This is a genomic window from Streptomyces sp. NPDC002698 (assembly GCF_042888945.1).
In the GTDB taxonomy this organism is placed as follows: Bacteria; Actinomycetota; Actinomycetes; order Streptomycetales; family Streptomycetaceae; genus Streptomyces.
Genome location: NZ_JBIAQM010000025.1, coordinates 17,602 through 30,554 on the forward strand (window position 1 = coordinate 17,602; position 12,953 = coordinate 30,554).

The following is a 12,953-nucleotide window of genomic DNA, read 5'->3' on the forward strand; positions in this document are numbered from 1 at the left end:
ACTCGATATGCCCCTGGGTGAAGCGCTGAGGTGCCGGACGCCAAGGGCGGGCAGGAGTTGAGTCAACGGTCGACCAGCCGTGGACGCGGGGCCTCACCCGTGGATTCCGCGTCGGTGTCGTCGGTGCCGACCGGGCCGCGGGGAAGCATCCGGTCCAGCCACTTCGGCAGCCACCAGTTGGTCCGGCCGAGGAGTGTCATGGTCGCCGGTACCAGCACCATGCGTACGACCGTGGCGTCGATGAAGATCGCGGTGGCCAGGCCGAGCCCGAACATCTTGGTGGAGGGGTCCTCGGCGACGGCGAAGGACAGGAAGACCGCCACCATGATGAGGGCGGCCGAGGTGATGATCCGGGCGGTGCGCGAGACGCCCTCAACGATCGCCGTGCCGTTGTCGCCGGTGCGCAGGTACTCCTCGCGTACGCGGGAGAGGAGGAACACCTCGTAGTCCATCGACAGGCCGAACAGGATGGCGAAGAGGAACATCGGGATGAACGACACGATCGGAACCGTCGCTTCCAGCCCGATGAGTGCGCCTCCCCAGCCCCACTGGAAGACCGCGACCATGATGCCGTAGGCCGCGCCGATGCTCAGCAGATTCAGCAGTACCGCCTTGAGCGGTACGACGACCGAGCGGAAGACCAGCATCAGCAGCAGGAACGACATCGCCAGCACGGCGGCGACGAACACCGGCAGGCGTTGGCTGGTGCGTTGGCCCACATCGGACAGGCTCGCGGCGGCGCCGCCGACGTGGGCCCTGGCCGGGCCGTGCCCGATCGCCGTGGGCAGCACGTCGGTGCGCAGCCGGGCGATGGTGTCGGCCGTGGCCTTGTCCTGAGGGCTGGTGGTCGGGAACACCACGAGGGTCGCGATGCCGGTGGCCCGGTCGATGCGCGCCGGAGCGACGGATGCGATGCCCGGATCCGCCGCGACCGTTGCGACGAGTCGGTCCAGCACTCCCGGATCACCGGTGGGGTCCGCGGCGATGACGAGGGGACCGTTGGTGCCCGGGCCGAACCCCTCGGCGACGAGGTCGTAGGCCCGGCGCTCGGTACGGCTGTGGGGCAGTGAGCCGTCGTCGGGCAGGCCGACGCGCAGGCCGAGCACGGGCAGCGTCGCGGTCAGCAGCAGCCCCGCCGCGCCGACCGCGTACGGCACCGGGTGCCGGCTGACGTGCCCGATCCAGCGACGCCACCCGGCGGCGTGGGCGGCGCCCGCCGCAGTGTCCCGCCGTCGGCCGAGGCGGCCCGACCTCCCGGCCCGAAGTGCCCGGCCGATCCGGCCGATCCGGCCGGCCCGGCCCAGCCGCGGGCCCGCCGCGCCGAGGAAGGCCGGCAGCAGCGTCACCGACGCGAGCACCATCGTCAGGACGACGATCGAGACGGCAACCCCACCCACCGTCATGAACGGCACGTTCGCGACCGCCAGGCCGAGGATCGACACGACGACGGTGCCGCCGGCGAAGACCACCGGCCGCCCCGCCGTTGCCACCGCTCGTCCGGCCGCCGCCTGCGGATCGAGCCCGCACGCGAGGTACTCCCGGTGCCTGGCGAGCACGAACAGCGCGTAGTCGATGCCCACTCCGAGCCCGACCATGCTGCCCAGGACAGGGGCGAAGGTCGGGACGTCCGTCACCGCCGCCAGTACCGTCATCGTGGCGACCCCGACGGTCAGCCCGAAGACCGCCATGCCGATCGGCAGCGCGGCGGCGACGAGCGAACCGAACGCCAGGAACAGGATCGCGGCCGCGGCGAGGAGGCCGATCAGCTCGCTCGCGCCGCCGTCGGGGTCGGAGAAGACGTAGAAGAGGTTCCCGCCCATCTCGATGCGCAGCGGCAGCTCGGCGCGCAGCCGGTCGCCGAGATCGACGAGGGCGTCGAGGTCTTCGGCCGACAGCCGGCTCTGGTCGGGGTACTGCACCCGGACGACCGCGATCCGCCCGTCGGCCGAAACGAGGCCGCCGCGCACGGCGGTGTCCCCGCCCGCGTCGAGTGCCCCCGCCGGGTCGCTCGTGCCGAGCACGTGCGGCAGCCGCTTCACCTCAGTCTGCAGCCGCGTGAGAGCGGTGCGCGCGCTGCCGTGGTCGAAGAACGTCGCACCGCCGTCGAGGGGGGTGACGACCACTTGGGCGGTCATCCCCTCCTGGCCGGTGCCGGCCCGCTCGATCAGTTCCGCGGCCCGCTGGGAGTCCAGCCCCGGAGCGGTCATCGAGTCCGCGGTCCGCCCGCCGAAGGCGACGGCGGCGAGGACGGCGAGCGTGGCGGCGATCAGCCATGCCGCGATCACCCGCCAGGGATGGCGGGCGGCGCTTGCGCCCAGGCGCAACAGGGCTTTCGAGAGCATCGGGTCCTCCAACCACCTCGTCGGCCGTCCTTGTACGGCCGCCGATACCGAGGCTCGTCGCCACGGCGCTCCGCGGCATCGGCTCGCGGGCCACGGATCCGTCGGCCCCGGGGCGGAGTGACGACCCGTCCTTTCGGCCGATGCGCGGCACGGCGCGGCCCCTAGGCTGAGAACCGTGCTGCGAGACGACCTGCGAACCCTGTGGACCGAACCCCGGCCGCCCGACGCGCCCGCCCGGGTGTGGCGGGACTGGGCGCTGCTCGCCGCGAGCCTGGGCGCTGTGGTGCTGGAGGCCACCCTGCGCGAGAACGTCGTGTGGCGGCCGGTGGCGGTGGTGTTCGCCGTATGGCTGTGCCTGCTGCCCCTGTGGCGCCGGACCCGCCCACTGGCGATGGTCACGCTGGCGTTCGGCTCGGTGATCCTGCTCCAGCTGGCCTCGCTGGTCGCCGCACCGCGCGAGCCCGTCGGCCTGGACACCAGTGTGGTCGTGCTCGTGCTGGTGTATGCGCTGCCCCGGTGGGGATCGGGACGGGAGATCGTGCTGGGCAGCGCGGTGATCCTCACGGCCTTCGCGCTGGGGGTCATCGCGGACGACACTCCGGCCGCCGAACAGGTCGGGGGCTTCGTCTTCCTGTCGTTGCCCGGCTTGATCGGGGCCGCCGTGCGGTTCTGGGGGACCGCTCGCGAGCGGCAGTTGGAGCAGGTACGCTCCCGCGAGCGTGAGCAGCTCGCCCGGGAACTGCACGACACTGTGGCCCACCACGTTTCGGCCATGGTGATCAGCGCCCAGGCGGGCCGGGTGCTCGCGGGCACCGACCCGTCCGCCGCCGTCGAGGCGCTGGAGGGGGTCGAGGAGGAAGGGGCGCGCACGCTGGAGGAGATGCGCGCCATGGTCGCCGCGCTGCGCGACCGCGGGGCCGGCGCCGAGCTGGCGCCCCCTGCCGGCGTCGCGGATCTGGAGCGCCTGGTGCACACCCCGGGTGGTCGCCTCAGGGTCGACCTGAGTCTCGACGGCGAACTGGACACGCTGCCCCCGGCCGTGGACGCGGCCGTCTACCGCATTGTGCAGGAGTCGGTGACCAACGCCATGCGCCATGCGGTCAACGCGACCGAGGTCGTCGTCCGGGTCACCACGGAACGGCACACGGTACGGGTGAGCGTGCGCGACAACGGCCACCGCACCGGCCGAGGCCGTGCCGGATACGGACTCACCGGACTGCGCGAGCGCGCGACGCTGCTCGGCGGCACACTACAAGCCGGCCCCGGCGCCGACCAGGGCTGGCATGTCGAAGCCGAGCTGCCGAGAGGGAGGACCGAGAGCGGTGCCCATCCGCGTCCTCGTCGCTGACGACCAGACCATCATCCGCACCGGGCTGCGGATCATGCTGAACGCCCAGCCCGGCATCGAGGTGGTCGGCGAGGCCGCCGACGGACAGGAAGCGGTACGTCTGGCCCGCGAACTGCGCCCCGACGTCTGCCTGTTCGACATCCGCATGCCCGTGATCGACGGGCTCGAGGCCACCCGGCTGGTCGCCGGCCCGGGCGTCGCCGACCCACTGGCCGTGGTCGTCATCACCACGTTCGACCTCGACGAGTACGTCTACGGCGCGCTGCGTGCCGGCGCCCGCGGATTCCTCCTCAAGGACACGGGACCAGACCTTCTGGCGCAGGCCGTACGGTCGGCGTCCGGCGGTGAGGCGCTCATCGCGCCCAGCGTCACCGTCCGTCTGCTCCAGGCATTCGCGGACCTGCCCGCCGGCCGGCCCGTGGCCCAGCCGGTCTCCCCCGTCACCGCCCGCGAGGAGCAGGTGCTCCTCGCCGTCGCTCGCGGGCTGACCAACACCGAGATCGCCGATGCACTGCACATCAGCCTCAGCACGGTGAAGACGCATCTGGCCAGCCTGATGGCCAAACTCGGCGCCCGCAACCGGGTCGAGATCGCGATGTGGGCCTACGAAACGCGCCGTATCCTCCCCGGAACCTGAGCCGGGCCATGTCCCATGAGTCCCCGCCCGGACATCACTGCACCGGCCGGCTCACGTCGGCTCCACGTGCCTCACCCGCCCGAGAGCGTGACGTACCAGGAGGCCGGAACCGGGACGGTGAGACACCCGATACGACAAGACTCCCGACAGCTACCTCGCCGGTCTCCACCTGCACGCCTCGATGATCTGGATCAAAGACCTCACCAGGACCACCCGATGATCACGACTCGATACGCGCCCTAGGCCCCCCTGCCCACCCTGCCCGACAGGCTCTAGCGTCCCGTCGTCGCGACCGGGGAGAGCGGGGACGCGGAGGAGCGGGCCGAGCCGGTGGCGCGGCCCGCTCCTCCGGCCGTACCTCCGGCGCCGGTCGCTCCCCCGGTACCGGCCGGCCCGTCCGGGCCGGGCCGGCCGCTCACCTCGGGATCACGGGCCCGGCGTCTGGCGATCACCGCGCACACCATGAGCTGCATCTGGTGGAAGAGCATCAACGGGAGCACGGCGAGGGAGGCGTGGGCGCCGAACAGGACGCCGGCCATGGGCAGACCCGAGGCCAGCGACTTCTTGGACCCGGCGAACTGGATGGCGATCCGGTCCTCCCGGCCGAAGCGCAGGGCCTTGGCGCCGTACCAGGTCAGCAGGAGCATCACGCCGAGCAGCAGCGCCTCCACGACGAGGAGCCCCGCCAGCCGCACCGCGCTGACCTGGCTCCAGATGCCCCGCACCATGCCCTCGCTGAACGCGGTGTAGACGACGAGCAGGATCGAACCGCGGTCGACGTGGCCGAGGACCTTCTTGTGGCGGGTGATGAAGGCGCCGACCCAGGGGCGCAGCAGTTGTCCGGCCATGAACGGCACCAGCAGTTGCAGCACGATCCTGACGACCGAGTCCGTGGAGAAGCCGCCGCCGCTGTTGCCGAGGAGGAGTGCGGCGAGCAGCGGGGTGACGACGATGCCCGCGAGCGACGAGAAGGAGCCCGCGCAGATGGCGGCGGGCACGTTGCCACGGGCGATCGAGGTGAAGGCGATGGAGGACTGGATGGTCGAGGGGACGAGCGTGAGGAAGAGGAGGCCGGTGTAGAGGTCGTGCGTCAGGAACACCGGCTCCAGGCCGCGGGCGGCGAGGCCGAGCAGCGGGAACACCACGAAGGTGCAGATCAGGACCGTACCGTGCAGCCGCCAGTGTTTGAGGCCGTCCATCGCCTCACGGGTGGACAGGCGTGCGCCGTACAGGAAGAAGAGGAAGGCGATGGCCGCCGTGGACGCGCCCGAGGCGACGTCCGCCGCCCCGCCGCTCGCCGGGAACAGGGCGGCGAGGCCGACGGTCCCGAGCAGCAGCAGGATGTAGGGGTCGACCGGCATCCAGCTCGGCCACTTCAGGCGTTTCACGGTGCTCCACTGCTCGGTTGCTCGGTTCGGTGCGGGTGATCGTCATCGGCGGATCGTGCCCTCTCCATCGTCCCCTTCCGGGGCGCGATCGGGAATCCGTCATACCGCTCTGACTGTCATCACGTATCGCGATAACGTGGGGCCGTGTACGACCCTTCCCAGCTGCGTACGTTCCTGGCGGTGGCCCAGACGCTGAGCTTCACCCAGGCCGCCAGGCGGCTGGGGGTGCGCCAGTCCACGGTCAGCCAGCACGTGCGCCGGCTGGAGGACGCCGCCGGACGTCAGTTCTTCTCCCGCGACACCCACTCCGTCGAGCTCACCGAGGACGGTGAGGCGATGCTCGGGTTCGCGCGGCGGATCCTGGAGGTCCAGGAACAGGCGACGGCGTTCTTCACCGGGACCCGGCTGCGGGGCCGGCTGCGCTTCGGCGCGTCCGAGGACTTCGTGCTGACCCGGCTGCCGGAGATCCTGGAGGGGTTCAGGACCGACCACCCCGAGGTGGACCTGGAGCTGACGGTCGAACTGTCCGGCACCCTCCACGAACAGCTCGCCGCCGGGCATCTCGATCTGGTGCTGGCGAAGCGGCGGCCCGAGGACCCGCGTGGCGAGCTCGTCTGGCACGACCGTCTCGTGTGGATCGGCGCCCAGCGGCTTCGGCTCGACCCGGACCGCCCGGTCCCGCTGATCGTCTACCCGCCCCCGGGCATCACCCGGGCGCTCGCCCTCGAAGCGCTGGAGCGCCAGGGCCGGCCGTGGCGCGTCGCCTGCACCAGCGGCAGCCTCAACGGCCTCATCGCGGCGGCCCGCGCGGGCCTCGGCGTGATGGCCCACTCGCGGGGGCTGGTGCCGCCCGGCCTGGTCCGGGTGCCGGAGCGGGCGGGGCTGCCGGAGCTCGGCGAGGTCGACTTCGTGCTGGTGCACGGCCGGCGGCGGCCGTCCGCGCAGGACGCCGCGGACGCGCTCGCCACGGCGATCCTCGCGGGCGGGGACCGGCTGCACCGGGGGCAGCGGCACTAGGAACACCGGTCGTACGGCCCACGCGGGCGGGCTCCGGCACCAAGCGGGCTCCGGCGCCGACGTGCGGCGGAGCCGAGCGTGCGGCGTGCCCGTACGTGCCCTGCTCCCAGGAGCCTGGATCACCCTGTCCCGGCGGTCGGACCACCCGGTCCCGGCGGCCCGGACAGCTCGACCCCGGCGGCCCGACAGGCCGGAATAAGACATTCCGAATCGACGCTCCGTGGCGTCGGACCCCCGTTCCCGGACGTAGCGATTCCGTGGAGATTACGGACTCGAAACCTACGGAACCGTAAGGGATTCTGTCCGACCCTTCCCCTTGTGCGGCATTTCCGTGGCTGACCTGTGCGGACGCCGTACCCGTCGACGGTTCGAGGCCCCTCCCGTCCGCTCGCGTGGTGGGGTAGCTTTCACGGCGCTGTGCGGAGGCCACGAGGAGCGGTATTGCGCGAGTTCACCAACCCCCCGTTGGCGTCGGCGCCGCCGGTGGGCGGCCTGGCCGACGCCGTGTTCGAGTATGCCCAGGTGGACCCGCTCCACGTCGCCCTCGGCCGCAAGGACGAGCAGGGACAGTGGCGCGACGTCACCTCGGCCGAGTTCCGGGACGAGGTCCTGGCGCTGGCCAAGGGCATGCTGTCCCAGGGCATCCGCTTCGGCGACCGGGTCGCCATCATGTGCCGCACCCGCTACGAGTGGACCCTCTTCGACTTCGCCCTGTGGACGATCGGCGCCCAGGTCGTGCCCATCTACCCCACCTCCTCGGCCGAGCAGGTCTTCTGGATGCTGCACGACGCGCAGGTGTCGGCGGTCATGGTGGAGCACGAGGACCACGCGATGACCATCGCCACGGTCGTCGACCGGCTGCCCCAGCTGCACAAGCTGTGGCAGCTCGACGTGGGCGCGGTGCACGAGCTGTACGAGGCGGGCGCGCACATCGACGACGAGGTGGTCCACCGGCACCGCCGCGCGGTCACCCCCGAATCCATCGCGACGATCATCTACACCTCCGGCACGACAGGCCGCCCCAAGGGCTGTGTCATCTCGCACGCGAACTTCATGTTCGAGGCGGACACCGTCATCGAGCGCTGGGAACCCGTGTTCCACTCCAAGCGCGGCGACGAGGCGACCACCCTGCTGTTCCTGCCGCTCGCGCACGTCTTCGGGCGGATGGTGCAGATCGCCGCGTTCCGCGGGCGGGTCAAGTTCGGGCACCAGCCCCAGCTCAACGCGTCCGCGCTGCTGCCGGACCTCGCCGCCTTCCGGCCCACCTTCTTCCTGGCCGTGCCGTACATCTTCGAGAAGGTCTTCAACGCCGCGCGCCGCAAGGCCGAGAAGGAGGGCAGGTCCGCCCCCTTCGAGAAGGCCGTGGACATCGCCGTGCGCTACGCGGACGCCGTCGAGTCCAAGGCGTGGGGCACCGGTCCGGGCCCCTCGGCGAGCCTGCGCATGCAGCACCAGGTCTTCGACAAGCTCGTCTACTCCAAGGTGCGGGCCGCGATGGGCGGCCGGGTCAGGCACGCGATGTCGGGCGGTTCGGCGATGGACCGGCGGCTCGGACTGTTCTTCGCGGGCGCGGGTGTCACCATCTACGAGGGATACGGGCTCACCGAGTCCACCGCCGCCGCCACCGCCAACCCGCCCGAGCTCACCCGGTTCGGCACCGTCGGGCAGGCGATCCCCGGCACCACCGTGCACATCGCGGACGACGGCGAGATCTGGCTGAACGGCGGCAACGTGTTCCAGGGCTACCTGAACAACGACAAGGCCACCGACGCCACCCTGCACGACGGGTGGCTGGCCACCGGCGATCTCGGTTCCCTGGACGAGGACGGCTACCTCACGATCACCGGCCGCAAGAAGGAGATCCTGGTGACCTCCGGCGGCAAGAGCGTCTCGCCGGGCGTGCTGGAGGAGCGGGTGCGGGACCACCCGCTGGTCGCGCAGTGCATAGTGGTCGGCAACGACCGGCCCTACATCGCCGCGCTCGTCACCCTCGACTCCGAGGCCGTCGAGCACTGGCTCCACATGCGCGGCAAGCCTCCGCTGTCCGCCGGCGATCTGGTGCGCGACCCGGATCTGGAGACCGAGGTGCGGCGCGCCGTGGTCGCCGCGAACACGCTGGTCTCGCAGGCCGAGTCGATCCGCACGTTCCGGATACTGGCCAACCAGTTCACCGAGGAACACGGCCTGCTGACGCCGTCCCTGAAGCTGAAGCGCAAGGCGATCGAGAAGGCGTACACGGCCGAGGTCGAGGCGCTCTACCGGACGTGACCCCGGGTGGACCGTGGGCGGACCGCGGGCGGACCGCGGGGCGGGCGCGCGGAGACCCGCATCGGCCTCCGGCGCAAGCGCCGGCATGATTGATCGGACTATTTCAGCCAATCTTCGATTCTCCGTGCCCGGAGCCCGGTCAGGAATGCATCACGGCCCGTGATCGTTGACCATACGAACACCACCCGACGACTGAAGGATCGAGAGCTCGTGAGCAAGGTCCCCCCGATCATCCTGAACAACGGCGTCGAGATGCCGCAGCTGGGCTTCGGTGTCTGGCAGGTGCCGGACGACGAGGCGGAGCGGGCGGTCGCCACCGCACTGGAGTCCGGGTACCGCAGCATCGACACTGCGGCGATCTACGGCAACGAAGAGGGCACCGGCAAGGCCGTCAACGCCTCCGGCATCGCCCGCGAGGAGCTCTTCGTCACCACCAAGCTCTGGAACAGCGACCAGGGTCACGACTCCGCCCTGCGCGCCTTCGACACCTCGCTGGACAAGCTCGGCCTGGACTACGTCGACCTGTATCTGATCCACTGGCCGACGCCGTCCAAGGGCACGTACGTCGACACCTTCAAAGCCTTCGAGAAGATCTACGCCGACGGCCGCGCCAAGGCCATCGGCACGTCGAACTTCCTGCCGGAGCACCTGGCGAAGCTCATCGAGGAGACGTCGGTCATCCCGGCCGTCAACCAGATCGAGCTGCACCCGCACCTCCAGCAGCGCGCGGCCCGCGAGTTCCACGCCGAGCAGGGCATCGCCACCGAGGCCTGGTCGCCGCTCGGCCAGGGCAAGGGCCTCCTGGAGGTCCCGGCGATCGTCGCCATCGCGCAGAAGCACGGCCGCACCCCGGCCCAGATCGTCCTGCGCTGGCACCTCCAGCTCGGCAACGTCGTGATCCCGAAGTCCGTGACCCCGTCCCGGATCAAGGAGAACATCGACGTCTTCGACTTCTCCCTGGACACCGAGGACATCGCGGCGATCTCGGCACTGAACGAGGACCGCCGGCTGGGTCCCGACCCGGCCACGTTCGACATCGGCTGACCGGCCCGCCCGCTCCGGAGGCCGACCGGCCCGACCGGCAGCACGCCGTCGGCCCGGATGCTCACCGCATCCGGGCCGGCGGCTTTTTTCGTGCCCTTGGACCGGACCGATCCGGGAACAGGCCTTGACGCGGTCATGCAAGCAGGGCCACTTTGTACGGCAACCCGGTAAGGAAAGTTTCCTAACAGAAGGGTCCCCCACAGTGCGCACTCGAACACTGACCCTGTCCGCGGCCGTCGGAGCGGCGCTGCTCGCCGTCGCCGCGCTCCCGGCGAGCGCCTCCGGCACAGCCGACCCCCGCTCGGCGCGGGAGGGTTCGGTCAGCGCGGCCGCTCTCCTCGCCAAGGTGACGTCCTGCTCGCAGATATCGAGCGGCAAGTACAGGACCGACGAGGAGACTTCGGCCACCGTCCCCGTCTGTGGCAAGAACGGCGCCGTGTTCTGGAAGGCCGACATGGACATCGACTGCGACGGCCAGGTCACCGCCAAGTGCAACGGCTCCACCGACCCCTGGTTCCAGGACGACACGGCGTTCCACCAGTCCAACGGGCAGGCGCTGCGCGCCGACTCGCTGCCCTACGTCGTCGTGCCGAGCACCAGTGGCATCTGGAAGTACACGAGTTCGGGCATCAAGGGCGGCGGCGTGGTCGCCGTGATCTACAACGGCAAGGTCGAGTACGCGGTGGTCGGCGACACCGGTCCGACGCAGATCATCGGTGAGGCGTCGTACGCCACCGCGAGCGCGCTCGGTATCGACCCCGACCCGGAGACGGGCGGGACCGACTCGGGCGTGACGTACATCCTGTTCAAGAACTCGCAGGTGTCCCCCATCGAGAGCCACAGCGCGGCCGTGTCGCTCGGGGACTCGCTGGCCAGGCAGTTCGTCCAGAACAACTGAGGACCTGCCCGGTGGGGCGCGCGGCACCCCACCGGGCACGGCTCAGACGGGCTGGCCGATCGGGCGGACGACGACCGTGTTCACGTCGACGCCCGTCGGCTGCCCGACCGCCCAGACGATCGAGTCGGCGAGCTGGTCCGCCGTCAGGAGCTGCCCGGGCGGGAGGCTGCCGTAGCTGTCCCAGAACGGGGTCTCCACGCGGCCGGGCGAGACCAGGGTCACGCCCACGCCGTACTCGGTGACCTGGCGCCTGGTGTTCTCGGCGAGCCCGGTCACCGCCCACTTGGTCGCGCCGTAGATGTTGCCGGGCGTGTTCACATGCCCGGCGACACTGCCGATCAGGACGATGCGGCCGCGGGACTCCTTCAGCGCGTCGATGGACGCCCTGATGAGCAGCGCGGGCCCCAGCACATTGGTCAGCACCATCTCGGACCAGCCGGCGGGGTCCCCCTCGGCGACCGTGTCATGGGTGGCGAAACCGGCGTTGGCGACGACGGTGTCGAGCCGCCCGAACTCCTTGAGCGTCGCCTCGACCGCGGCCCTCACCTGGTCGTACTCCGCCGCGTGCCCGACGATCGTCAACAGCCTTTCGGAGCGGTCGAGTTCCTCGGCGAAGGCGTTCAGCCGCTCCTCTCCGCGGCCGGTGACGGCCACCCGGTGCCCGGCGTCGAGCAGCCGGCGGGCGACCGCGGCTCCGATGCCGCTTCCGCCTCCGGTGATGAGCGCGACAGGCGAATCGGTCATGGTGTACCCCCAGGAGTGTCCGGCCCGGCGCGGGCCGACCGTGCTTCGGACTCCGGGAGTTCATCACTTGGAGCGCGCTCGATGTCAAGGTCCGCCGACCGCCCTCACGGCGGACGACGGTCACCCGGACCGCGCCGGCCCGCCCCGACGGACACCGCCGAGGACTACTCCGGCTTGACCCCCACGTACACCGTCATCGCCGTCAGGATGAACACGTCCGAACGGTGGTGCACGCTCGCCTTGTCGTCCGGGTCGAGGAGCCGGTCGAGCGCCGCGAGGTCCTCGGCGTCGAGCCCCTCGGCGAGACCCTCCCGCCTGCGGGTGAGAGCGGTGACGACGAAGGCGCGGGCCTCGTCCGAGACCGGGGCGGGCAGATCGAGCAGGAAGGTGCGGGTCGCCGTGTGGCGCAGCCCGACGGCGTTGAGCAGGGCGGGCCAGTCCTCCGTCTCCGCCACCGATCCGGGCAGCTCGGCCCGCATGCGGGTGAACCACTCGTCGTGCACCGCGTCGATGCGGGCCTCCAGGCCGGGCCGGCCGATGCCGGTGTCGCGCGGGAGGAAACGCGTCGGCAGACCGCCCTCCAGCAGGGCGAGGGTGCCGCCGGGGGCCAGGCTCCCGACGAAGCCGGTGAGGGCGGCCCGCTGGTCGCCGACATGGTGCAGCGACCTGCTGGCCCACAACAGGTCCGCGGGGTACTCCAGATCACCGACGCCCTCGGAGAGTTCGGCCTCGATCGTGCTGAACCGGTCGGCGAAGCCGAGCCGCCCGGCACGGGCGCGGGCCTCCGCCAGCAGGGTCTCGGCGCCGTCCACGGCGACGACCCGCGCACCGGGGAACTTCTCGGCGAGCAGGCCGGAGATGACCCCGGGGCCGCTGCCCGCGTCCACGATCAGCCCGGGATCGGGCCGCTGCTCCCGCAGCCACTCGGCCGCCTGGAGGTAGGCCGGGGTGAACAGCTCCGCCTCCTGCACCAGCATGGGCAGCATCTGGCCGAAGTCCATGTGGGTGTGGTCGTGGGAGCCGCCGTGCCCGTGGCTCTGCGCGGAGCCGTGGTGCGGGCCGTGATCGTGCGCCCCGCCCGGGTGGTGCGCGGGGCCGTGCCCGCTGCCGTGGTCGTGGTCCTGCGCCATGGGACAAGCCTCTCTCTCGGGATGGGGACAGCCTGCTCCGCCACTCCCGGAAACGGCCAGTCGTGTTGCTCTAACAGCAAAAAAAGGGGGCCCGCGCCGCCGGCGGACCGGGGCGCGGCCACCGCCGTCGGCGGTGC

General features: G+C 71.4%; 10 protein-coding genes. 6 read left to right on the top strand and 4 right to left on the bottom strand.

The features are described 5' to 3' along the window. Positions 1-62: 62 nt before the first annotated feature. A complete protein-coding gene (locus ACFYW9_RS28780; protein WP_389156115.1) occupies positions 63-2,342 on the bottom strand; it encodes an MMPL family transporter in 2,280 nt (759 codons plus the stop codon). A gap of 175 nt (positions 2,343-2,517) precedes the next feature. Here ACFYW9_RS28780 and ACFYW9_RS28785 point away from each other — a divergent pair, with 175 nt between their 5' ends. After that, on the top strand, positions 2,518-3,690 hold the full coding sequence (locus tag ACFYW9_RS28785; protein WP_389156118.1) for a sensor histidine kinase: 1,173 nt from the start codon (positions 2,518-2,520) through the stop codon (positions 3,688-3,690). Further along, a complete protein-coding gene (locus ACFYW9_RS28790; RefSeq protein ID WP_189717500.1) occupies positions 3,665-4,327 on the top strand; it encodes a response regulator transcription factor in 663 nt (220 codons plus the stop codon). The genes ACFYW9_RS28785 and ACFYW9_RS28790 overlap by 26 nt, the downstream gene beginning before the upstream one ends. Positions 4,328-4,599: 272 nt before the next feature. On the opposite strand, the gene ACFYW9_RS28795 is transcribed toward ACFYW9_RS28790, so the two are convergent. Then, positions 4,600-5,688: a bile acid:sodium symporter family protein gene (locus ACFYW9_RS28795; protein WP_389156264.1), complete on the bottom strand. Its 1,089-nt coding sequence runs from the start codon at positions 5,686-5,688 to the stop codon at positions 4,600-4,602. Positions 5,689-5,859: 171 nt separating this feature from the next. Between ACFYW9_RS28795 and ACFYW9_RS28800 the strand changes: the two genes are divergently transcribed. From ACFYW9_RS28800 to ACFYW9_RS28815, 4 genes are all read left to right on the top strand, one after another. Further along, complete coding sequence (locus ACFYW9_RS28800) at positions 5,860-6,732, top strand: LysR substrate-binding domain-containing protein (RefSeq protein WP_351862283.1); 873 nt, start codon at positions 5,860-5,862, stop codon at positions 6,730-6,732. Between the two features lie 441 nt (positions 6,733-7,173). Further along, the gene (locus ACFYW9_RS28805; RefSeq protein ID WP_328672490.1) at positions 7,174-9,000 is read left to right on the top strand and encodes an AMP-dependent synthetase/ligase; all 1,827 of its coding nucleotides are present in this window, start codon (positions 7,174-7,176) and stop codon (positions 8,998-9,000) included. A gap of 252 nt (positions 9,001-9,252) precedes the next feature. Beyond that, a complete protein-coding gene (locus tag ACFYW9_RS28810) occupies positions 9,253-10,044 on the top strand; it encodes an aldo/keto reductase (protein WP_351862370.1) in 792 nt (263 codons plus the stop codon). Positions 10,045-10,246: 202 nt separating this feature from the next. Next, positions 10,247-10,942, top strand: a complete 696-nt coding sequence (locus ACFYW9_RS28815) for a glycoside hydrolase family 75 protein (RefSeq protein WP_389156124.1) — start codon at positions 10,247-10,249, stop codon at positions 10,940-10,942. Between the two features lie 42 nt (positions 10,943-10,984). Here ACFYW9_RS28815 and ACFYW9_RS28820 read toward each other — a convergent pair whose 3' ends face one another. Continuing rightward, positions 10,985-11,686: an SDR family oxidoreductase gene (locus ACFYW9_RS28820; protein ID WP_389156127.1), complete on the bottom strand. Its 702-nt coding sequence runs from the start codon at positions 11,684-11,686 to the stop codon at positions 10,985-10,987. 164 nt (positions 11,687-11,850) lie between these two features. Continuing rightward, a complete protein-coding gene (locus ACFYW9_RS28825; RefSeq protein ID WP_389156131.1) occupies positions 11,851-12,816 on the bottom strand; it encodes a class I SAM-dependent methyltransferase in 966 nt (321 codons plus the stop codon). Between the last annotated feature and the right edge of the window lie 137 nt (positions 12,817-12,953).

Excerpts from the sequence above, each read along its gene's own strand:
- ACFYW9_RS28795 (WP_389156264.1), bottom strand. The coding sequence starts at position 5,688 with ATGCCGGTCGACCCCTACATCCTGCTGCTGCTCGGGACCGTCGGCCTC.
- ACFYW9_RS28780 (WP_389156115.1), bottom strand. The coding sequence starts at position 2,342 with ATGCTCTCGAAAGCCCTGTTGCGCCTGGGCGCAAGCGCCGCCCGCCAT.
- ACFYW9_RS28825 (WP_389156131.1), bottom strand. The coding sequence starts at position 12,816 with ATGGCGCAGGACCACGACCACGGCAGCGGGCACGGCCCCGCGCACCAC.
- ACFYW9_RS28820 (WP_389156127.1), bottom strand. The coding sequence starts at position 11,686 with ATGACCGATTCGCCTGTCGCGCTCATCACCGGAGGCGGAAGCGGCATC.
- ACFYW9_RS28810 (WP_351862370.1), top strand. The coding sequence starts at position 9,253 with ATGCCGCAGCTGGGCTTCGGTGTCTGGCAGGTGCCGGACGACGAGGCG.